This is a genomic window from Stenotrophomonas acidaminiphila, from assembly GCF_014109845.1.
GTDB classification, from domain to species: Bacteria; Pseudomonadota; Gammaproteobacteria; order Xanthomonadales; family Xanthomonadaceae; genus Stenotrophomonas; species Stenotrophomonas acidaminiphila.
In genome coordinates this window covers 3,113,231-3,135,409 of sequence record NZ_CP043567.1, presented here as the reverse complement: position 1 = coordinate 3,135,409, position 22,179 = coordinate 3,113,231, and the positions used below count along the sequence as shown (strand labels likewise).

16 protein-coding genes and 1 tRNA gene are annotated in these 22,179 nt (G+C 70.6%); 12 read left to right on the top strand and 5 right to left on the bottom strand.

Translation table 11 applies throughout. The annotated features are described in order from the left end of the window. Positions 1-32: 32 nt before the first annotated feature. On the bottom strand, positions 33-890 hold the full coding sequence (trxA, locus tag F0P95_RS14285) for a thioredoxin (protein WP_182334786.1): 858 nt from the start codon (positions 888-890) through the stop codon (positions 33-35). Between the two features lie 217 nt (positions 891-1,107). On the opposite strand from trxA, the gene F0P95_RS14280 reads away from it, so the two are divergent. After that, positions 1,108-1,704: a DUF998 domain-containing protein gene (locus F0P95_RS14280; RefSeq protein ID WP_331252893.1), complete on the top strand. Its 597-nt coding sequence runs from the start codon at positions 1,108-1,110 to the stop codon at positions 1,702-1,704. Positions 1,705-1,740: 36 nt separating this feature from the next. On the opposite strand, the gene F0P95_RS14275 is transcribed toward F0P95_RS14280, so the two are convergent. Beyond that, on the bottom strand, positions 1,741-3,024 hold the full coding sequence (locus F0P95_RS14275; protein WP_182334784.1) for a metal-dependent hydrolase family protein: 1,284 nt from the start codon (positions 3,022-3,024) through the stop codon (positions 1,741-1,743). Positions 3,025-3,242: 218 nt separating this feature from the next. Here F0P95_RS14275 and leuS point away from each other — a divergent pair, with 218 nt between their 5' ends. The 7 genes from leuS to F0P95_RS14240 all read left to right on the top strand — a co-directional run bounded on the left by leuS (position 3,243) and on the right by F0P95_RS14240 (position 9,684). Further along, positions 3,243-5,885, top strand: coding sequence for a leucine--tRNA ligase (gene leuS / locus F0P95_RS14270; RefSeq protein WP_182334783.1), 2,643 nt, complete (start codon positions 3,243-3,245; stop codon positions 5,883-5,885). A 335-nt stretch (positions 5,886-6,220) separates the two neighbouring features. Further along, a complete protein-coding gene (locus F0P95_RS14265) occupies positions 6,221-6,769 on the top strand; it encodes an LPS-assembly lipoprotein LptE (protein WP_182334782.1) in 549 nt (182 codons plus the stop codon). Positions 6,770-6,811: 42 nt separating this feature from the next. Next, a complete protein-coding gene (holA, locus tag F0P95_RS14260) occupies positions 6,812-7,855 on the top strand; it encodes a DNA polymerase III subunit delta (RefSeq protein WP_182334781.1) in 1,044 nt (347 codons plus the stop codon). Positions 7,856-7,866: 11 nt separating this feature from the next. Further along, positions 7,867-8,562 carry a nicotinate-nucleotide adenylyltransferase gene (gene nadD / locus F0P95_RS14255; protein WP_182334780.1) on the top strand — a complete coding sequence of 232 codons (696 nt, stop codon included), beginning with the start codon at positions 7,867-7,869 and terminating at the stop codon, positions 8,560-8,562. Between the two features lie 58 nt (positions 8,563-8,620). Then, positions 8,621-9,037: a ribosome silencing factor gene (gene rsfS / locus F0P95_RS14250; RefSeq protein ID WP_054666711.1), complete on the top strand. Its 417-nt coding sequence runs from the start codon at positions 8,621-8,623 to the stop codon at positions 9,035-9,037. A 75-nt stretch (positions 9,038-9,112) separates the two neighbouring features. Then, positions 9,113-9,583 (top strand): 23S rRNA (pseudouridine(1915)-N(3))-methyltransferase RlmH, encoded by a 471-nt coding sequence (gene rlmH, locus F0P95_RS14245; protein WP_182334779.1) that lies wholly within the window; start codon positions 9,113-9,115, stop codon positions 9,581-9,583. A gap of 24 nt (positions 9,584-9,607) precedes the next feature. Beyond that, positions 9,608-9,684: transfer RNA gene (locus F0P95_RS14240), tRNA-Asn, on the top strand. A 114-nt stretch (positions 9,685-9,798) separates the two neighbouring features. Here F0P95_RS14240 and F0P95_RS14235 read toward each other — a convergent pair. The 3 genes from F0P95_RS14235 to F0P95_RS14225 all read right to left on the bottom strand — a co-directional run bounded on the left by F0P95_RS14235 (position 9,799) and on the right by F0P95_RS14225 (position 14,417). Beyond that, positions 9,799-12,630, bottom strand: a complete 2,832-nt coding sequence (locus tag F0P95_RS14235) for a TonB-dependent receptor (RefSeq protein WP_182334778.1) — start codon at positions 12,628-12,630, stop codon at positions 9,799-9,801. A gap of 183 nt (positions 12,631-12,813) precedes the next feature. Then, entirely contained in the window at positions 12,814-13,476 is a 663-nt protein-coding gene (locus tag F0P95_RS14230; protein ID WP_182334777.1) for an energy transducer TonB, read from the bottom strand. A gap of 206 nt (positions 13,477-13,682) precedes the next feature. Further along, positions 13,683-14,417: an SIMPL domain-containing protein gene (locus tag F0P95_RS14225; RefSeq protein WP_054666704.1), complete on the bottom strand. Its 735-nt coding sequence runs from the start codon at positions 14,415-14,417 to the stop codon at positions 13,683-13,685. A gap of 208 nt (positions 14,418-14,625) precedes the next feature. Here F0P95_RS14225 and F0P95_RS14220 point away from each other — a divergent pair, with 208 nt between their 5' ends. From F0P95_RS14220 to tldD, 4 genes are all read left to right on the top strand, one after another. Beyond that, positions 14,626-15,201: a Maf family nucleotide pyrophosphatase gene (locus tag F0P95_RS14220; protein ID WP_182334776.1), complete on the top strand. Its 576-nt coding sequence runs from the start codon at positions 14,626-14,628 to the stop codon at positions 15,199-15,201. A 4-nt stretch (positions 15,202-15,205) separates the two neighbouring features. Continuing rightward, positions 15,206-16,696, top strand: a complete 1,491-nt coding sequence (gene rng / locus F0P95_RS14215) for a ribonuclease G (protein ID WP_182334775.1) — start codon at positions 15,206-15,208, stop codon at positions 16,694-16,696. 122 nt (positions 16,697-16,818) lie between these two features. Next, entirely contained in the window at positions 16,819-20,640 is a 3,822-nt protein-coding gene (locus F0P95_RS14210; protein WP_182334774.1) for a YhdP family protein, read from the top strand. A gap of 52 nt (positions 20,641-20,692) precedes the next feature. Beyond that, complete coding sequence (tldD, locus tag F0P95_RS14205; protein ID WP_182334773.1) at positions 20,693-22,153, top strand: metalloprotease TldD; 1,461 nt, start codon at positions 20,693-20,695, stop codon at positions 22,151-22,153. Positions 22,154-22,179 lie beyond the last annotated feature (26 nt).

Below are 22,179 nucleotides of genomic sequence, written 5' to 3'. Positions count from 1 at the left end.
TTACTTCACCTGCATGAACGAGTAATGACGGGTCAGAACAGGAGCGACGACATCCGCCGGCGGTAACGGCCGACGAGGTCGTCGTCCTCGACCACCCGGAATGCATCGATCAGCGCCTTGCGTGGCGTGCCTTCGGCATAGTTGCGGTCGATCCGCAGCATTTCCAGGAACTGCTCCAGCGCCGCCTCGTCGTTGCCGTCCAGCAACTGGCGGATGCCCAGCAGGTGGCGGGCCTCCAGGTCGTTGCCATCGGCCTGGACACGGGCGGCCAGGGCGTCGGCCGGCGGCGCGTCGGCCACCGCGGCATGGAAATCCAGGCGCGCGCGGGCGCGGATGGCGCGGTCATCGGTGGCCAGGTTGGCGGGCAGGGCGTCGAGCAGCTGCCCGGCCTCGGCGACGTCGCCGGTGCGGATCAGCGTCAGCGCCAGGTCGAGCTTGAGCTCGGCCTTGTCCGGCTCGGCGGCGACGGCCTCGCGCAGCGCCGCGACCTGCGACAGCGGGTCCAGCGGGGCGGGTGCGTCCTCGATGGCGGCCGGTGCCTCGGCCGGGGCGATGCCGTGCTGGGCCAGGAACTCGCGCAGCTGGCCTTCCGGCAGCGCGCCGGGGAAGCCGTCCACGATCTGCCCGTCCTTGACCAGGAACACGGTCGGCACCGAACGGATCTGGAACGCGGCGGCGATCTGCTGCTCCTTGTCCACGTCGACCTTGGCTAGCTCGAACGCGCCGTGGTACTCGCCGGCCAGCTTCTCCAGGATCGGGCCCAGCGTCTTGCACGGGCCGCACCAGGTCGCCCAGAAGTCCACCAGTACCGGAGTCTGCAGCGACTTCTGCAGGACGTCGGTCTCGAAGGTCTCGGTGGTGGCATCGAAAACGTGGGGCAGGTCGGACATCGCGGGACTCGCAGTGGGAGGTTTCGTCGGAGATGGTGGCAGAGCGCGTGGATGCAAGTCGATGTAAACAATATCTGACATGGTGGCGGGCGAATGCCAACGTCGCATTCCATCGCGCCGGTGCTGCCAATCCGGCGTGCGTACCGCCGCGGCAACCTTCACAATCGCCGCCATCGGCTGGCGCCGCCCGCGCCGGCGTGCAGGGGATCGGATGTCGATGGTGTGGAAACAGATGGCGCGCTGGGCCGGACCGGCGTCGGTGGCGATATGGCTGGTGGCGCTGGCGGTGTTCGGCGCGCGGCTGCCGTTCTATGACCAGATGCGCCATCCGGTTTCGCTGCTGGGGGCGACCGGGGTTCCCGGCGCCGGCTCCTTCAATGCGCTGGGCTTCGTGCTGCCGGGGCTGCTGGCGGCGCTGGCCGCGCTCGGGCTGGTGCTGCGCATGCCGGCCACGGCCTCGCGTCCGCTGCGGGTGGCCGGGCAGATGCTGCTGCTGGCCGGGCTGGCGTTCGCCGCCATGGGCGTGTTCCCGCTGGATGCGCAGGACATCGAGAACCGGGCCAGCCAGGCCCACGCCAGCGTGTGGCTGCTGTGGCTGGTGGCGTTTTCCGGCGGTGCGGCGATGCTGCGCGTGGGCGCGGCGCGGGACGCGGCGTGGCGTCCGCTGGCCACCCTGGCGGTGGCCTGCGCGGTATGGATGCTGTGCAGCGCGTTCGTGTTCGGCAGCGTGATGCCGGTGGCGATGGCGCAGCGGCTGGCCTTCCTGGGCTGGGCGCTGTGGCTGGCGCTGCTGGCACGGCTGGCGCCGCGCTGAGGACGCGCGGCGCTTCCCTGCGGCCAGGCGCCGTCGTCACTGCTTGTAGATCACCCCGTCCTTCATCACGAAGCGCACGTCCAGCACCGCGTTGATGTCCTCCAGCGGGTCGCCGGCCAGGGCGATCACGTCGGCCCGCTTGCCGGGCTCCAGCACGCCCTGGTCGTCCACGCCGAGCACCTGCGCGGCATGCACGGTGGCGGCCTGCAACGCGTACGCGGCGGGGATGCCGGCTTCGACCATGTAGACGAATTCGCGCGCGTTGTCGCCGTGCGGGCCCACGCCCTGGTCGGTGCCGAACGCGATCCTGACGCCGTTGCGGTAGGCCTTGGCCGCGGTCTGGCTGATCAGCGCGCCGATGCGCGCGGCCTTGGGCCGGACGACTTCGGGGAAGTAACCGTCGATGGCCGCCTTCTCGGTGACGAAGCGCCCGGCGTAGAAGGTGGGCACGTACCAGGTGCCGTGCTGCTTCATCAGCCGCATGACCTCGTCGTCCATGTAGGTGCCATGCTCGATGCTGGTGACCCCGGCCTGCACCGCGCGCTTCATGCCCTCGGTGCCGTGGGCATGCGCGGCCACGCGGAAACCGTAGTCGCGCGCGGTATCGACCACGGCCTTGATCTCGTCCACCGTGAACTGCGGTGCATCGCCGGAGCGCGCGTAGCTGAGCACGCCGCCGGTGGCGGTGATCTTGATCAGGTCGCTGCCTTCCTTGTAGCGCTGTCGCACGGCCTGCCGCGCCTCGTCCACCGAGTTGACCACGCCTTCGGTGGGGCCGGGCGCGCCGACCAGGTGCGCGAGCCGCTCGTTCCAGCCGTTGGTCGGGTCGGCGTGGCCGCCGGTGGTGGCGATGGACTTGCCCGCGGCGAAGATCCGCGGGCCCCTCACCAGCCCCTGGTTGATCGCATCGCGCAGGTGCGGGCTGACTTCGCCGCCGAGGTCGCGCACGCTGGTGAAGCCGGCCATGAGGGTTTTCTCGGCATAGCCGACCGCACGGAAGGCATGGTCCACCGGGTCCAGGCGGAAGTCCTCGGAATAGCTCTGCGGGCTCGACTGGCTGCCCAGGTGCACGTGCAGGTCGGTCCAGCCCGGCAGGCAGACCTTGTCGCCCAGGTCGACCACGCGCGTACCCGCGGCGTCGGCACCGGTGCCGGGCAGCACCTGGCGGATGCGGCCATCGGCCACCAGCAGCGTGTGCGGTCCCTTGAGCTGGCCGCTGCGCGCGTCGAACAGGCGCCCGCACTGCACGGCGACGGGCTCGGCCCAGGCCGGTGCGCAGGCCAGCAGCAGGAGGGAGGCGAGGCGGCGGCGGATCGGCATCGGTGTCTTTCCCCTGGGGTGGAAGCGGCAGCATAGCGGGCCGGCGCGGGAAACCGGCGCGGCGCCCGGGGCTGCCGCGGCCGGTGCCGGGCGGCGACATGCAAGCGATTGATATTGCAGGGAACGGGTTTTTCCCGGGGGAGGCGGGGTGGGCCGGATTGGAGCACTCTGGTGCACTGCGGTACGCTGTCCCGCTTTGCCGCAGCCCCAACGCTTTCATGTCCAGCGTCGAAACCAACATCTACGATCCCCAGCAGGTCGAAACCGCTGCCCAGAAGTACTGGGACACCACCCGCGCGTTCGAGGTCGACGAAACCTCGGACAAGCCCAAGTACTACTGCCTGTCGATGCTGCCGTATCCGTCCGGCGCGCTGCACATGGGCCACGTGCGCAACTACACCATCGGCGACGTCATCAGCCGCTACAAGCGCATGACCGGGCACAACGTGCTGCAGCCGATGGGCTGGGACGCCTTCGGCCTGCCGGCCGAGAACGCGGCGATCAAGAACAACACCGCGCCGGCCAAGTGGACCTACGCCAACATCGACCACATGCGCGGCCAGCTCAAGTCGCTGGGCTACGCCATCGACTGGTCGCGCGAGTTCGCCACCTGCACGCCGGATTACTACGTGCATGAGCAGCGCATGTTCACCCGGCTGATGCGCAAGGGCCTGGCCTATCGCCGCAACGCGGTGGTGAACTGGGACCCGGTGGACCAGACCGTGCTGGCCAACGAGCAGGTCATCGACGGCCGCGGCTGGCGCTCGGGCGCGCTGGTGGAAAAGCGCGAGATCCCGCAGTGGTTCCTGCGCATCACCGACTACGCCCAGGAGCTGCTGGACGGCCTGGACGAGCTGGACGGCTGGCCGGAATCGGTCAAGACCATGCAGCGCAACTGGATCGGCCGTTCCGAAGGCCTGGAGATCCAGTTCGACGTGCGCGACGTGGACGGCAGCGTGCTGGATCCGCTGCGCGTGTTCACCACCCGCCCGGACACTGTGATGGGCGTGAGCTTCGTTTCCATCGCCGGCGAACACCCGCTGGCGGTGCACGCGGCCAGGAACAACCCGGCGCTGGCGGCGATGCTGGCCGAGCTGAAGCAGGGCGGCGTCTCCGAGGCCGAGCTGGAAACCCAGGAAAAGCGCGGCATGGACACCGGCCTGAAGGCGGTGCACCCGGTCAGCGGCGAGCAGGTGCCGATCTGGGTCGCCAACTTCGTGCTGATGGGCTACGGCACCGGCGCGGTGATGGCCGTACCCGGCCATGACCAGCGCGATTTCGAGTTCGCCGGCAAGTACGGCCTGCCGAAGAAGCAGGTCATCGCGCTCAAGCACCCGAAGAACGACGACGAGCGCAGCTACGACCCGGAACGCTGGCAGGACTGGTACGGCGACAAGTCCCGCGAGACCGAACTGGTCAATTCGGCCGAGTTCGACGGGCTGGATTTCCAGGGTGCCTTCGAGGCGCTGGCCGAGCGCTTCGAACGCAAGGCCCAGGGCCAGCGCCGCGTGAACTACCGCCTGCGCGACTGGGGCGTGAGCCGCCAGCGCTACTGGGGCTGCCCGATCCCGGTGATCTACTGCGACACGTGCGGCGCGGTGCCGGTGCCGGAAGACCAGTTGCCGGTGGTGCTGCCGGAGAACGTGCAGTTCACCGGTACCGGCTCGCCGATCAAGGCCGACCCGGAATGGCGCAAGTGCACCTGCCCGGAATGCGGCGCGGCCGCCGAGCGCGAGACCGACACCTTCGACACCTTCATGGAGTCGAGCTGGTACTACGCCCGCTACACCTCGCCGGGTGCGCGCGAGGCGGTGGACAAGCGCGGCAATTACTGGCTGCCGGTCGACCAGTACATCGGCGGCATCGAGCACGCGATCCTGCACCTGATGTACTTCCGCTTCTTCCACAAGCTGCTGCGCGACGCGCGCATGGTCGACAGCAACGAGCCGGCACGCAACCTGCTGTGCCAGGGCATGGTGATCGCCGACACCTTCTACCGGCTCAACGCCGATGGCTCCAGGGACTGGTTCAATCCGGCCGACGTGGACGTGGTGCGCGACGAGCGCGGCCGCATCACCGGCGCCACCCTGCGCAGCGACGGCCAGCCGGTGGTGATCGGCGGCACCGAGAAGATGTCCAAGTCCAAGAACAACGGCGTCGACCCGCAGGCGATGGTGGCCAAGTACGGCGCCGACACCGTGCGCCTGTTCTCGATGTTCGCCGCGCCGCCCGAGCAGTCGCTGGAGTGGAACGAGGCCGGCGTTGACGGCATGGCGCGCTTCCTGCGCCGGCTGTGGGCCATGGTGCACCGGCATGCCGCCGACGGCAGCGCGCCGGCGCTGGACGTCGCCGCACTGGACGCCGGGCAGAAGGCCATCCGCCGCAAGACCCACGAGACCATCGGCAAGGTCGGCGACGACTATGGCCGCCGCCACGCCTTCAATACCGCCATCGCCGCGGTGATGGAGCTGCTGAACGTGCTGGCCAAGTTCGACGATGCCAGCGCCCAGGGCCGTGCGGTGCGCCAGGAAGCCCTGCAGGCGGCGGTGCTGCTGCTCAACCCGATCACCCCGCACGCCTGCCATGCCATGTGGCAGGCGCTGGGCCACGGCGAGACCCTGCTGGAGGACCAGCCCTTCCCGCAGGTCGATGCCGGCGCGCTGGTCAAGGATGCGCTGACCCTGGCGGTGCAGGTCAACGGCAAGCTGCGCGGCACCATCGACGTTGCCGCCGACGCCAGCCGCGAGCTGATCGAGGCCGCGGCGAAGGACGAGCCCAACGCGGCCAAGTTCCTGGAAGGCCTGGCCGTGCGCAAGGTCATCATCGTGCCGGGCAAGATCGTCAACATCGTGGCGGGGTGATCCGCCTGCGGCGCGTCCTGATGGTTCGCCATCCGGGCGCGCGGCGGCGCGTTCGTCATCGGGCGCGGCGTGCGCGCCATTGCGGCGCCCCCATCCGCGCTGCGCGCGGATGGCCCCCCGACCGGGGGCTTGGGAGGGAAGAGCAGCTTTTCCGCAAATGCTTTCCCGGCAGCGCGGGCGCATGCTCCGGTTCTGTCCTGCCTTCGCACGCACCGGTGTCCGCTCCGGAACAGCTGAACCGGCGATCCCCGGTTTCATCCGCGCTCACGCCCGATGGGCGATGATGCCGGCGGTTTTCTGTTGCCGCTCCCGGCCGGCTCCGCCAGACTGTGCCCATGATCCGATACCTGACCGCCCTCGTCCTTGCCGTGAGCCTGACCGGTTGCGGCTTCCACCTGCGCAACAAGCTCACCCTGCCGGACGACACCCCCGCGGTGAAGGTCGAGTCGACGGTGCGCTACAGCGAACTGGTCAAGCTGCTCGAGCGCGGTCTGCATGCGTCCGGCGCGATCGTCGTCGGCGAGGACGCACCCGGCAAGGGCGCGGCCCGGCTGCAGATCCGCTCCGAGCGCTGGGGTGACCTGCCCATCGCCATCGATGCGCAGGGCCGCACGCAGGAATACAGCATGCGTTACGCGGTGGTGTTCGTATTCCAGCATCCCGACGGCAGCGTGCTGGTGCCCGAGCAGGTGATCGAACTGTCGCGCGACTACGTGTCCGAGCCGACCGATGCCACCGGCACCACCACCGAACGCGAGATCCTTGCCGACGAGCTGCGCCGGGAAATGTCCGCCTCGATCCTGCGCCGGATCGACAGCGTGGTGCGCGCGCAGATGGAAAAGCAACGCAGCGCCGCTCCCGCCACCTCCGGCAAGGACGGCTGAGCGATGCCGATTCTGGCGGCCCCGGCGCGCGGGCGCTGAGCGATGGAACTGCGTCCCGAGCAGCTCGCCAGCCAGGCCGGTGCCCAGCCGCTGGCGCCGGTCTACCTGATCGCCGGGCCGGAACTGCTGCGCGTGCTGGAAGCGGCCGATGCGGTGCGCGCGAAGGCGCGCGCCGAGGGCATCGGCGAGCGTGAGGTATTCGATGCCGACGGGCGCGATTTCGACTGGGGGCAACTGGCGTCCAGTTTCAACGCGCCGAGCCTGTTCAGTGCGCGGCGGCTGGTGGAGCTGCGGCTGCCCGGCGGCAAGCCGGGCAAGGAGGGCGCGGAAGTGATCAGCGCGTTCTGCGCGCAGCCGCCGGCCGACGTGGTGCTGCTGATCACCGCCGGCGAGTGGAGCAAGTCGCACCATGGCAAATGGGCCGATGCGGTGGCGCGCACCGGCGTGCTGTCGGTGGCCTGGTCGATCAAGCCGCACGAACTGGGCGACTGGATCGAGCGTCGCCTGCGCTCCAGGGGGCTGCGTGCCGAACCGGCCGCGGTGCAACGCCTGAGCGAGCGCGTGGAGGGCAACCTGCTGGCCGCCGCGCAGGAAATCGACAAACTGGCGCTGCTGGCCGAAGGGCAGACGCTGGACGTGGCGAAGATGGAAACGCTGGTCGCCGATGCCGCGCGCTACGACGTGTTCCGGCTGGTCGAGGCCGCGTTCTCCGGGCAGCCGCAGGCAGTGGTGCGGATGCTCGCCGGGCTGCGCGCCGAGGGCGAGGCGGTGGCCGCGCTGACCCCGATCCTGATCCGCGAGCTGCTGCTCACCGCCGGACTGGCGCGGGTGCAGGCCGCTGGCGGCAACCTCGCCGGCGAAATGAAGGCGCGCGGCATCTGGGAGTCGCGGCAGGCGCCGTTCAAGCGCGCGCTGCAGCGACACCCGGCGGCGCAGCGCTGGGAACGTTTCGTGGCCGAGGCGGGCCAGGTCGACCGCATGGCCAAGGGCCGCGCCGACGGCGATCCGTGGCTGGCGCTGGAGCGCCTGCTGCTGGCGGTGGCCGAGGCGCAGGCGGTGCGCCTGCTGGCGCGCGGGACGCGCTGAGCGTGGCGCCCATGCCGGGGCCGCGCCCGGATCGGCCCGGTGGCGGCCTGGTGCTGCTCTACGGCGGCACCTTCGACCCGGTCCACAACGGCCACCTGGCCATTGCCCGCTGCGCCCGCGACGAGCTGCATGCCCCGGTCCGGCTGATGCCGGCCGCCGATCCGCCGCACCGGCCGCCGCCGGGCGCCGATGCCGCCCAGCGCACGCGCATGCTGGAACTGGCGGTCGCCGGCGAGGACGGCCTGCGGGTCGACACCCGCGAACTGCGTCGCGCCGCCCGCCAGCCCGGGGTACCGTCGTGGACCGTGGACACCCTGCGGGAACTGCGCGCCGAAACCGGCGCCACGGCTCCGGTGGCGCTGCTGATGGGCGCCGACAGCCTGCTCGGCCTGCCGACCTGGCATGAATGGGAACACCTGCTGGACCTGGCGCATATCGTCGTCGCCGAACGCCCCGGCAATGCGCTGGACGGGCAGCTGCCCGCCGCGCTGGCCGCACGGCTGCGCGATGCCTGGGCGGACGATGCCGCGCGCCTGCGCGAGCACCCGGCCGGCCGGGTCTGGCGCCTGCGCCAGCCGTTGCAGGCCGAGTCGGCAACCGCCGTGCGCCGGCTGATCGCCAGTGGCGGCCGCTGGCGCGAGCTGGTGCCCGACGCCGTTGCCGGCTACATCGGCGCCCATGGCCTGTATGGCTGCGCCACGGCGTGAATGCCGGGCGCGGCCGGGTTCTCTATAATCGTCGCTTCATTCATCGAGTTCTGCCGCTTTGACCACCGAAGCCCAAGTCATCAAGACCCAGTTGCCCAATCCGCCGCCGTCCGTTCCCGCCCTGCTGGCCTCCGTGCATGCGGCGCTGGAAGAACTCAAGGCCAAGGACGCCGTGGAGATCGACGTCCGTGGCAAGTCCAGCGTGGCGGATTACCTGGTCATCGCTTCGGGCACCTCGACGCGCCACGTCAAGTCGATCGGCGACGAAGTGGTGCGGTTCGCCAAGGACCTGGGGGTGATGCCGCTGGGCGTGGAAGGCGAGCGAGAGGCCGAATGGGTGCTGGTGGACCTGGGCGACGTGATCGTGCACGTGATGCTGCCGCGCGTGCGCGAGTTCTACGCGCTCGAGCGCCTGTGGACGGTGGGCGACCAGCCGCCATCGTCCGCCGACGGGGAGCAGCAGGAAGCCGGCTGATCTGCCCGGCGACATGCCACGCGACGGCGCCGCAGGGCGCCGTCTTCGTTTCGACGCCATGCCGGGAGCCGCGCCATGAAAGCCAGACTGATCGCCACCGGGGAACGCGCGCCGTCTTGGGTGGCGCAGGGATTCGCCGAATACCAGAAGCGCCTGTCGCACTGGTTGCCGCTGGAGCTGGTGGAGATCGAGCCGGGCCTGCGTGGCAAGGGGCGCGACCCGAAGCGCGCCATCGACGACGAGGGCCGGCGCGTGCTGGCGGCGCTGCCGAAGAATCCGTACGTGGTGGCGCTGGACGTGCCCGGGCGCCAGCTCAGTTCCGAGCAGCTCGCGCAGCGGCTCGAGCACTGGCGCGCGCAGGGGCGCGACCTGGCGTTCCTGATCGGTGGCCCGGAAGGGCATTCGCCGGAGGTGTCGGCGATCGCCGACGAGAAATGGTCGATCGGCCCGCTGACCCTGCCGCACATGCTGGTGCGGCTGGTCGTGGCCGAGCAGCTGTACCGTGCCGCGGCGATGCTGGCCAATCACCCCTACCATCGCGCCTGACATGCGTATAGAATGCGCGTCCCCGCCCGAATAGCTCAGCCGGTTAGAGCACTTGACTGTTAATCAGGGGGTCGTTGGTTCGAGTCCAACTTCGGGCGCCAGATTCGAAGGCCTGCATCGCGCGATGCAGGCCTTTTTCGTTGTGGGCCCGGCGCCGGCCGGCAATGCGCAGGCCCGGGGAGCCCGGGCCTGCGCGATCGGCGATCCGTGGCCGATCAGTTGAACGTGTACTTCGCGCCCAGCGTGTAGTAACGGCCGATGGCGCCGCTGTAATGCAGCGGGTTGTAGTTCACTGCGCCATAGGTCAGCGGGTCGAGCGGGGCGATGCGGTCGGTCAGGTTCTGCACCGAGCCGAACACCTCGAACGCATCGGTGACGCGCCAGCGCCCGGACAGGTCGATGCTGTAGAACGAAGGCAGCTTGCAGCCGTCCGGGGCATCGCTGCCATCGGTGAAGTGGTTGGCGCAGCTGTCGCCCTTGAACGCGACGTTGTCGAGGCTGCCGATGTAGTTGGCGATGGCGCTGACGCTGAAGCGGTCCATGTCCCAGGTCAGGCCCAGGTTGACGCGGTCCTTGGGCGTGCCGATGCAGTTGGTGACGTCGCAGTTGCCGTGGGTGCCGGCGTATTCGTACACGGCGCCGGCGCCATCGTCGCGCTTGAACGAGTTGATGCGGGTCCACTGCAGGTCCGCCACCAGCCTGCCGTAATTGCCCAGCTGCACGCGCTGGCGGATGTCGAAGTCGAAGCCGCGTACCGTGGTCTGCGCCGAGTTGATGTAGTCCACGCTCACGGCCAGCAGGCTGCCGCTGTTGGGAATGCCGGGCAGGTCGTTGTCCGAGCGCACGCCACGGCCGGCGGCCAGGGCCTGGTCGGTATCGCCCTGGTTGATCTCGTTGGTGCGCTTGATCTGCCAGGCATCGAAGGTCAGCGTGGTGGTCGAGGTCGGGTCCAGCACCAGGCCGGCGGTGTAGCTCTTGGATTTCTCCGGCTTCAGGTTGGGATTGGCCGAGGTGATGATGGCCAGGTTGACCGCGCAGTCGGCCGCGGTCGCGCCCGGCGCCGGGGTGCCGCCGGGGCAGCGGACCGGGTCGCGGGCGGTGCTGAACGCCGCCAGCCCGCCATCGCCGGCTTCGGCCGCGCCCGGGGCGCGGAAGCCCTCGGCGTAGGTCGCGCGCAGCGCGATCCACTCGGCGGGCGTCCACTTCACGCCGAGCTTGGGCGTGGTGGCGGTATCGCCGCCCTCGTACTTGTCCACGCGGAAGGCGCCGGACAGTTCCAGCGACGGCAGTACCGGCGCCACCATTTCCACGTAGGCGTCGGTCACCTTCTGGGTGCCCCTGTAGGCCGAATAGCCCAGGCCGATGATGTCGCCGATATCGGTATAGGTCTGCGGATCGAGCTGCGCCTTCTGCCGCCGGTACTCGGCGCCGAAGGCCAGCCCCAACGGGCCGCCGCGCAGGTCGGTGAGGGTGCGCGAGGCCTTGAAGTCGATCATGTCCAGGCTGGTGGTGGCGTTGGCGTGGATCGTGGGCGAAATGTAGTCGTACAGGGCCTGCGAATTGAGTCCGGCATTGGCCCCCAGGCGCCACCAGCCGACCGGGCTGTTCGGGTCGGACAGCGCGGTGCGCACGTGGCTGTAGCGCAGGAAACCGGTGCGCTCGTTGACCAGCTGCGTGGCCGAGTGCAGGTAGGCGGTGTCGATGTCCCACGCACCGAGGGTGCCCTTCATGCCGACCAGGAAGCGGGTGAACTCGTTGGTGTTGCGGGTGATGCGCGGGCCAACGTCGAAGGCGGCGTAGCGCAGGCGCGCGTTGGCGCCCAGCGGATTGTCCGGGTGGCCGGCGCCGAGCACGGTGGCGCCACTGCCGCTGCTGGCGTTGACCGGCCCGCCGGGATAGCCCCAGGAGCCGGACACGCCGCTGGGGGTGTTGTAGAACTCGGTCTTCTTCTTCGAGTAGCCGAACTCGCCGTACAGCTCGAAGCTGTCGGACAGCGCGAAGGTGCCGCGCGCGAACAGATTGCCGAACTCCTCGCTCGGGCTCAGGCTGCGGAAGTCCTGGGTCTCCCACAGGCAGCCGCCACCGGGGTCGGCCGGGGTGATGCGGGAAAACTGCGCGCATCCCGGCAGCGACTGGTAGAGCCCGGTCAACGGATCGCGGATGCTGCCCACCGGCGAATTGCCGGCCACCGTGCCGCCGGCGGTGATGGCGCCGTTGAGCGGGAAGTTCTGGCCACCGGCGACGCGGTCGTAGCCATAGGGGCTGAGGTCGCCGTTGCCGATCCACTTGCGGTTGCGCCGGTCGGAAATGCGGATGCCGTCGGTCTTGCTGACGTCCAGGCTGATGAAGGCATTGAAGCCATCCTCGGCCAGGCTGCCGATGCCGGCGGTCAACGAGCCGCGGCGCGCATTGCCGTCGCTGTCGCCGGACATGCCGTAGGACGCCTTGGCGATGGCGCCGGTGAAGTCCGAGCGCAGGATGATGTTGACCACGCCGGCGATGGCGTCAGAGCCATAGATGGCCGAGGCGCCATCCTTCAGCACCTCCACCCGCTCGACCGCGTCCATCGGGATCACGCTGAGGTCGGTGAACACCTTCTGGCCGTCGTCGGCCAGGCCGTAGGGCGCCATGCGGCGGCCATTGAGCAGGACCAGGGTCGAGGCCGCGCCGAGGCCGCGCAGGGAGATGCCGGAACCGCCGCCGGCGAAGCCGGTACCGAAACTCTTGGGGATGGAGCCGGCGCCATCGCTGGTCAGGGTCTGCAGGTACTCGGCGATGGTGGCCTTGCCGGTGCGGTCGATTTCCTGGCGGGTGATCACCTGCACCGGCGAAGCGGTTTCGGTGGTGACCCGCGGAATGTTGGAGCCGGTGACGGTGATGCGGTCCAGGGTGGTGGGCTTTTCGGCCGGGGCGCTCTGCGCGAGCGCGGCCGGGGCGGCAATGGCCAGCGTGGCCGGGACAAGCAGCAGGCGCGCGAGGCTGGTGGCAATGCCGGCACAGAGGCGGTTCTGGCGGCAGGCGGGCTGCCGATGGGTCGGATGTTTCACAGTCTTCTCTCCAGGGGAACTGCGGCAGGAGACCGCCGGACCGGCGGCCAGGGACATCGACGGCCGCGAATCTATGTTTTCCCCCGGTGAGACAACTGTGAAAAATCGATTAATTAAAATGCAGGCTGCCGCGCCATGCCCGGGGGAAGCGTTCAACCGCGCTTCCCCGCGGGCGGATGGGGCTCAGTTCAGCCTGAAATCGACCGGCACCAGGCCATAGGCCTGCACCGCGCGGCCGTTGTCGGTGGCCGGCTGGAACTTCCACTGGCGCAGTACCTGGTTGCGTGCGGCGTTGTCGAGGCTGCGGTTGCCGCTGCTGCGCTCCACCCGCACTTCCAGCGGCGAGCCGTCGACGTCGACCAGCACCCGCAGGGTCACCGTTCCCTGCGCGCCCACGCGCAGGGCGTCACGCGGGTAGGCCGGTGCCGGCGCATGCAGGTAGCGCAGCTGTACGCCCGCCAGTGGCATGGGGGGCGCCACCGAATCGGCAACCGCGCCGGTATCGGTGGGGGTGGCGGCCGCGGCCGGTGGTGCGATGACCGCCTCGGTCGCGAAGACCGGCATCGGCGCGTTCTCCACCGGTGCCGGCAGGGCGTGGTGCGTCGGCGGCGGGGTGTGGCTGACCACCGGCACATCCGCCGGTGGCGGCACCGGCGCAACGGGGACGATTTCCCGCAGCTGCCAGCGCGGCTCCTGGCGGACGGCGTCGCTGCGGATGGGGGCCTGCGACAGCGGAATCAGCAGCAGTCCTGCCGCCAGCGCATGCAGGGCGATGGCCGTGCTGTAGGCGAGGATGCGGGAGGTGTCGAAACGGATCGGGGAACTGCCGGAATGCGTGCGGACCATGTACCACCTCCATGCAAGGGGCGTGTGCCGGATACAACGCTCGGTGACGCGGGGCGGGGTTGCAGGGGGTGCACCGGTCCGGCCCGCGTGGACCCAGTGCGCCCGTAAATCCACGATCCGGCAAGCGGGGGCGGAGTTCCCGGTCAGCCGCCAGACAGGAAAACGGCGCCCGCAGGCGCCGTTTCAGGGACGCAGGTGTCCGGGATTCAGCGGCCCAGTTCGAACACCACGTCCAGGCTGACCGACAGCGTGGTCTCGCCCGGCGCCACCGCCGTGTCCATTTCGGCCTTGCCTGCGCGCGCCATCGCCATCATCGGCATCGGCGGGCGGAAGCCGCCACTGCTGCCTTCGGAGATGCTGACGATGCGGCGCACGCGCAGGCCCAGCGACTTGGCATAGGTCTCGGCGCGGGCCTGGGCCTTCTTCAGTGCGGCCAGGCGGGCTTCGTCGTAGACCGGTTCGGGCTGGTCGATCTCGAAGCTCGGGCCGTTGATCTGGTTGGCGCCCTGCGCGGCCAGGCTGTCGAGCACCTTGCCCAGCCTGGTGATGTCGCGCACCTTCAGGCTGACGGTGTTGCTGGCCTGGTAGCCGGTGATCTTCGGCGCTTCGTTGTCGGCGTAGCGGTACTGCGGGCTCAGGTTGATGCCGCTGGTCTGGATGTCGCGTTCGGCGATGCCGGCGGCCTTGATCGCGGCCATCACCTTGTCCATCTGCACCGCGTTCTCGCGCATGGCGGTATTGCCGTCGGCGGCCTGGGTGACCACGCCGGCCGACAGCGTGGCCACGTCCGGGACGCGTCGCGCTTCGGCCTGGGCGGAAATGTTCAGCAGGGTGGCGTCGCTGGCCACGACGGCCGGGGCGTTCTGGGCGTGGGCGGTCATCGGGGCTCCCGAGGCGAAGGACAGGGCGAGCAGCAGCGGGGCGAGGGTGGAATGGCGCATGTGGATCCTCCTTGGATGGATGCGAGGGTGGTGTGGTGGCGATGAACGGGTAGTGAGGCCGCGCGGGGTCGCGACGGTGGCGGGGGCTTTGCCGATCGTTCAGCATGCGACCGCCCAAGCGTAGGCGGGAAGGGGCCGGTATGGCGAGCACGGGCATGCGCCGTCGATGACAGGCGCGGCCGCAACGGGCGCAGGTTATGCTTCGCCGATGCTCTATCTCGCTTCCCGCTCTCCCCGTCGCAACGAACTGCTCGCGCGGCTGGACATCCCGTTCCGCGCGCTCGATCTGGATGTCCCGGAAATCCGTGGCGCCGACGAATCGCCGCTGGCCTACGTGCGCCGCGTCGCCCTGGACAAGGCGCGCGCCGGGCTGGCGCGGGTCGCCGCCGAACCCCGCCCGGTGGTGCTCGGTTCGGACACCGAGGTGGTGCTCGGCGACCGCGTCTACGGCAAGCCCGCCGATGCCGCCGACGCCGCGGCGATGCTGCGCTCGCTGGCCGGGCGCACCCACCTGGTCATCACCGCGGTGGCCCTGGCGGCGCCCGCCCGCGAGGAACAGGTGGTGGTCGAATCGGAGGTGACGTTCGCGGCGATGGGCGAGGATGAGATCGCCGCCTACGTCGCCAGCGGCGAGCCGATGGGCAAGGCCGGGGGCTATGCCATACAGGGAGGCGCCGAGCGCTGGATCAGCCGGCTCTCGGGCAGCTATTCGGGCGTGATGGGATTGCCGTTGCAGCAGACCGCCGCGCTGCTGCGCGGGTTCGGCGTGACCGGAAAGGATTGAACCGATGTCCGAAGAAATACTGGTGAACGTCACCCCGCGCGAAACCCGGGTGGCGGTGATCGAGAACGGCATGCTGCAGGAGCTGCACATCGAGCGCGGCTGGCGCCGCGGCGTGGTCGGCAACATCTACAAGGGCCGGGTGCAGCGGGTGATGCCGGGCATGCAGGCCGCCTTCGTCGAGGTCGGGCTGGAGCGCGCCGCGTTCCTGCACGCCAACGACGTGGTGCGGCCGGCGCCGGTGGCCGCCGACACCGAGGAAACCGCGCCGAGCCTGCCGCTGCCGTCGTCGGTGCCGATCGTCGAGCTGCTGCGCGACGGCCAGGACGTGGTGGTGCAGGTGGTCAAGGACCCGATCGGCAGCAAGGGCGCGCGGCTGACCACCCAGGTCAGCATCCCGTCGCGCTACCTGGTGCTGCTGCCGCAGTCGAAGATGGTCGGGGTGTCGGCGCGGATCGAGGACGAGGCCGAGCGCGCCCGGCTCAAGACGCTGGTCACCGAGATATCCGCCCAGCATGGCGGCTACGGCTACATCGTGCGCACCAACGCCGAAGGCCAGCCGGCCGAGGCGCTGGCCGAGGACATCTCCTACCTGTCGCGGGTATGGAACGTGGTCGAGCGGCGTGGCCGCGAGGCGCCGCCGCGCAGCATCATCTACGAGGACCTGAGCCTGCCGCTGCGTTCGGTGCGCGACCTGATCCGCAAGGACGTGGAGAAGGTGAAGGTTGACTCGAAGGAAACCTTCGGCCAGCTGCAGGCCTTCGTCGCCAAGTACATGCCGGTGCTGGCCGAGAAGCTGGAGCTGTACACCGGCGACCGCCCGATCTTCGACCTGTACGGCGTGGAGGACGAGATCGGCCGCGCGCTGGACAAGCAGGTGCCGCTCAAGTCGGGCGGCTACCTGGTCATCGACCAGACCGAGGCGATGACCACCATCGACGTCAACACCGGCTCCTTCCTCGGCCAGCGCAACCTGGAAGAGACGGTGTTCCGCACCAACCTGGAGGCGGCGCAGGCGGTGGCGCGGCAGCTGCGGCTGCGCAACCTCGGCGGCATCATCATCATCGACTTCATCGACATGATCGATCCCGAGCACCGCCGCCAGGTGCTGCGCACGCTGGAGAAGTCGCTGGCCCGCGACCATGCCAAGACCACGGTCTACGATTTTTCGCCGCTGGGCCTGGTGGAGATGACCCGCAAGCGCACGGTCGAGAGCCTGGAGCGGCAGCTGTCCGAGCCCTGCCCGGAATGCGGCGGGCGCGGCAGCATCAAGACCACCGAGACCGTCACCTACGAGATCTTCCGCGAGATCACCCGCGCCGTGCGCCAGTTCGATGCCGCGCGGCTGCTGGTGATCGCCTCGACCAAGGTGGTGGCGCGCATCACCGACGAGGAGTCGGCGGCGGTGGCCGAGCTGGAGGAATTCCTCGGCAAGAGCATCCGCTTCCAGGCAGACGACCAGTACCTGCAGGAGCAGTTCGACGTGGTCCTGCTGTGAGCCGCGGCGCGGACGGCCCCGGGGGCGCCGGCCCGCGGCGGCGCGGGCCGCGTTCATTGCCGGTGTGGCAAGGTGGCGTGCTGCCTGCCGCCTGCCCCTGATCCCCAGCCCCTGCGAACCCGATGTCCGTGCTGTCGCGCTACCGCCTCCGCCATCTGCGCCGCCATGCGATCTATGCGCTGGCCGTGGTGCTGGTGGTCGTGGCCGTGCTGGTGGGCAGCCTCAACCAGCTGTTGCCGCTGGTCGAGCGGCACCCGGACAAGGTGGCCGCCTGGCTGAGCGAGCGTGCCGGCCAGCCGGTGGCGTTCGACCACCTGGATACCGCCTGGACCCGGCGCGGCCCGCTGCTGCGGCTCGATGGCCTGCGCGTCGGCCAGGGCGAGGGCGTGCGCATCGGCCAGGCCGAGGTGCTGGTGTCGCTGTATTCGGGCCTGCTGCCGGGCGCGCCGCTGACCGAACTGCGCCTGCGCGGGCTGGTGCTGACCCTGCAACGGGCCGATGACGGCCGCTGGTCGGTGCGTGGTCTGCCTGCCGCCGCTGATGCCGGCGATCCGTTGGAGACCGTGCGCCGGCTGGGCGAGCTGCAGGTGATCGGTGGCCGCCTGCGGCTGGATGCGCCGTCGCTCGGGCTGGACGCGGAACTGCCGCGCATCGACCTGCGCCTGCGCGTGGACGGCGAGCGCGTGCGCGCCGGTGCCCGCGCCTGGATCGCCCACGATGCCGCACCGGTGACCGCGGTGCTCGATTTCCAGCGCCAGCGCGGCGACGGCACCGCCTGGATATCGGCCACCCCGGCCGACCTGGCGGCGTGGCGCGGGCTGCTGCATTTCGGTGGGATCGACGTGCGCAGGGGCACCGGCACGATCCGCACCTGGGTGGCGTTGAACGACCACCGCGTGGCGTCGGTCATCGCCGATGCCACGCTGGAAAAGCTGGAACTGGCGGGCGCCCCCTTCGCCACCGGCGGCAAGCCGCCGAGCGCAGGCTTCGACAGCCTGCGGCTGCGTGCGCGCTGGCGCCAGGATGGCGACCGCTGGCGGGTGGATGCGCCGCAGTTGCGGGTCGCCACCGGGAAGGGCGGCACGCAGGTACTCGACGGCCTGCACCTGGGCGGCGGGCGCGACTTCGCGCTGCGCGGCCGGCGCATCGATGCGACCCCGCTGCTGCGGGTGGCCGCGCTCAGCGACGCGGTCGAGCCGGGGCTGCGCCATTGGCTGTACCGCGCCGCGCCGGTCCTGCGCTTTGCCGACGTGGATATCGGCGGGCGGACGGGCGGGGCCATGCATGGTGCCGGGGAGCTGGAGGAAGCCGCGTTTTCGGCGGTCGATGGCAGCCCGGGACTGAGCGGCCTGCGCGGGCGCTTCGAGGGCGATGGCCAGGCGGTGGCGCTGCGGTTGCTGCCGGCCCATGCCATGCGCTTCGACTGGCCGACCGGATTCGGCGTTGCCCACACCCTGAAGCTGGATGGCCAGGCGGTGGCCTGGCGCGAAGGCGATGGCTGGCATGTGGCCACGCCGGCCATGCGCGTGCAGGGCAACGACTACGCGGCCAACGTGCGCGGCGGCCTGTGGTTCCAGGGCGACGGCACGCGGCCATGGATCAGCCTGGCGGCGGCGCTGGACGACGTGCCGATCACCGCGGCCAAGGGATTCTGGGTGCGCTCGCACATGAGCCAGGCTTCGGTGGACTGGCTGGACGGCGCGCTGGTGGACGGGCAACTGCGCGGCGGCGTCGGCCTGGCCGTGGGCGATCTCGACGACTGGCCGTTCGACGGCAACGACGGCCGCTTCGAGGCGGGCGGGCGCATCGACAACGGGACCCTGCGTTTCTCGCACGGCTGGCCGGCCATGAGCGGCGTGGATGCCGATATCACCTTCATCGCCAATGGCTTCGCGCTGCAGGGCAAGGGCAACCTCGGCGGGGCCAAGGTCGATGCCTTCCGGGCCGGCATCGCCGATTTCCACGAGTCGCGGCTGAAGGTGGACGCGCGCACGCTCGACGACAGCAGGCACCTTCTGGCGTTGCTGCGGCAGAGTCCGTTGCATGGCACGTACGGCGAAACGCTCGACGCGCTCAGCGCCAGCGGCCCGGCCGCGGTCAATTTCGGCCTGTCGTTGCCGCTGCATGAAGGCGAGGGCCAGGTCAGCGGCGACGTGGAGCTGCGCGGTGCGACCCTGGCCGACAGCCGCTGGGACCTGCGCTTCGACAATGTGCGCGGCAAGGCCGAGTACGGCAGTGGTGGCTTCCATGCGGCGGCACTGCAGGTCAGGCACCGCGAGCACGACGGCGTGCTGTCGCTCAGCGCGGGCACGCCGGTGAACGATCCGGGCAATGCGTTCGAGGCGGAACTGACGTCTTCGCTGGCCGCCAGCGATCTGCTGGAGCGTGCGCCGGAACTGAAATGGCTGCAGCCCTATGTGCACGGCACCTCGCGCTGGACCATCGGCGTGGCCCTGCCGAAGGCGCCCGATGGCAGCCGCAGCGCGCCGCCGACCACGCTCAGCCTGCGCTCGGACCTGCAGGGCACGCGGCTGCAGTTGCCGGCGCCGCTGGACAAGCCGGCCGCCGACACCCTGCCGACCCGGGTAACGGCCAGTCTGCCGCTGGGCAGCGGGACCACCGAAGTCGCCTTCGGCCGGCGCCTGGCGCTGGCCGCGCGTACGCACAACGGCCGCACCGGCGTGCAGGTGACCCTGGGCAGCGACCGGGTCAGCCGCGAGCCGCCGGGCGACGGGCTGGTGGTGGACGGGCGCACGCCATCGCTGGACGCGCTGGAATGGATCGGCCTGGCGCGCGGGGGCGGCGACGGCGGCGATGCCGATGGCGTCGCGCTGAAGCAGGTGGACGTGCTGGCCGACCAGTTGCTGCTGGTCGGCGGCCGCTTCGAACAGACCCGGCTGCGCCTGCGCCCGGGCAAGGACGCGGTGGCGGTGCAGCTGGAAGGGCCTGCGCTGGCCGGCGACCTGCTGTTTCCCGCCGCCGATGGCGGCACCGTCAGCGGCACCCTGGCGCGGGTGCACTGGCAGGCGGCCACGGCCGCGGCCGGCGAGGCGGGCGACCGTCCCGCGGACCCGCTGGATCCGGCGAAGGTGCCGCCGCTGGCGCTGGACATCGGCGACCTGTCCTTCGGCAAGGCCGAACTGGGACAGACCACGCTGCGCACCCGGCCGCTGGCCGACGGCCTGCAGGTGTCGCAACTGCAGTTCCGCTCGCCCAAGCAGGCCATCGACGTGACCGGGCAATGGCGCGGCACCGGCGCCCAGGCCCGGACCCGGTTCGAGGCGGCCGTGCGCAGCGAGAACCTGGGCGGGTTGCTGGACAACCTGGGCTATGGCGGGCAGTTGCGCGGCGGCCAGGGGCAGCTTCAGTTCAACGCCGGCTGGGACGGCGCGCCGGCGGCGTTCAATCTGGCCGGACTGGAAGGCACGCTGGACATCGATATCCGCAACGGCCAGATCCTGGAGGTGGAGCCGGGGGCGGGACGGGTGCTGGGCCTGCTCAGCATCGCCCAGCTGCCGCGCCGGCTGATGCTGGATTTCCGCGACTTCTTCTCCAAGGGCCTGGCGTTCAACCATGCCGAGGGCCGGGTCGCCTTCGGCGACGGCCTGGCCCGTACCGACCGCATCGGCATGCAGGGGCCGGCGGCGGACATCACCATCCGCGGCCAGGCCGACCTGCGCGCGCAGCAGTTCGACCAGACCGTCGAGGTCAACCCGCGCTCGGGCAACCTGCTCACCGTGGTCGGTGCCGTCGCCGGCGGCCCGGTGGGCGCGGCGGTGGGCGCGGCCGCCAATGCGGTGCTGGGCAAGCCACTGGGCGAGATCGGCGCCAAGACCTATCGTGTCACCGGCCCGTGGTCCGACCCGAAGGTGGAAGTGGTCGACCGCGATGCCCCGCGCCCGCCGCCGCCGGCGCTGGGCCCGGCCGGCGCCGGCCCCCCCTGACCGCTGCTGCCGCAGGCTTGCGAACCCAGCGCCTGCCCCCATCTGGAAAGCCATGACCGACAACGCCCTGATGCTCGCCGAATCCCGCCTGCTGCTGCCGGCCGGGCTGGATGCCACCCGCCTCGAACGCACCTTCGGCACGCTGCTGGGCCCGGGCGTGGATTTCGGTGACCTGTACTTCCAGCATTCGCGGCGCGAGAGCTGGAGCGTGGAGGACGGCATCGTCAAGGACGGCGCCCATTCCATCGAGCAGGGCGTGGGCGTGCGCGCCATTGCTGGCGAGAAGACCGGCTTCGCCTATTCCGACGACATCCAGCCGGCGGCGCTGCTGGCGGCCGCGCAGTCGGCACGGGCGATCTCGCGTGACGGCGGCACCTGCGACGCGCGCGCGCTGGCGCATGGCCAGGCCCGCGCACCGGCCACCCGGCAGCTGTATCCGGCGCTGGATCCGGTGGACAGCCTTGGCAACGAGGCCAAGGTGGAGGTGCTCAAGCGCCTGGACCGTTACCTGCGCGCGGCCGACCCGCGCGTGCAGCAGGTGATGGTGAGCCTGTCCGGCGGCGTCGACACGGTGCTGATCGCGCGCAGCGACGGCGTGCTCGGCGCCGACGTGCGCCCGCTGGTGCGCTTGAACGTGCAGGTGATCGTCGAGCAGGACGGCCGTCGCGAGTCCGGCTACGCCGGTGGCGGCGGCCGCCATGGTTACCAGGAACTGTTCGCCGATGGCCGCCCCGAGGCCTTCGCCCGCGAAGCGCTGCGGCAGGCGCTGGTGAACCTGGAGGCGATCCCGGCGCCGGCCGGGGTGATGCCTGTGGTGCTGGGGCCGGGCTGGCCCGGCGTGCTGCTGCACGAGGCGGTGGGCCACGGCCTGGAAGGCGACTTCAACCGCAAGGGCACCAGTGTCTATGCCGGCCGCATCGGCGAGCGTGTCGCCGCCCGTGGCGTGACCATCGTCGACGACGGCACCCTGGATGGCCGCCGCGGCTCGCTCACCATCGACGACGAAGGCACCCCGACCCAGTGCACGCCGCTGATCGAGGACGGCATCCTGGTCGGCTACATGCAGGACACGCTCAATGCGCGGCTGATGGGCGTGGCGCCCACCGGCAACGGCCGCCGCGAATCGTTCGCGCACCTGACCATGCCGCGCATGACCAACACCTACATGCGCGCCGGCAGCCACGACCCGCAGGAAATGATCCGCTCGGTGAAGAAAGGGCTGTATGCGGTCAACTTCGGTGGCGGCCAGGTCGACATCACCAGCGGCAAGTACGTGTTCTCCGCGACCGAGGCCTACCTGATCGAGGACGGCCGGATCACCGCCCCGGTCAAGGGCGCGACGTTGATCGGCAACGGCCCGGAAACCATGCAGAAGGTGCGCATGGTCGGCAACGACCTGGCGCTGGACGAAGGCGTGGGCATCTGCGGCAAGGACGGCCAGAGCGTGCCGGTCGGCGTCGGCCAGCCGTCGCTGCTGATCGACGGGCTCACCGTGGGCGGCACCCAGGCGTGAGCCGTGGCGCGCTGGCCAGGGCCACG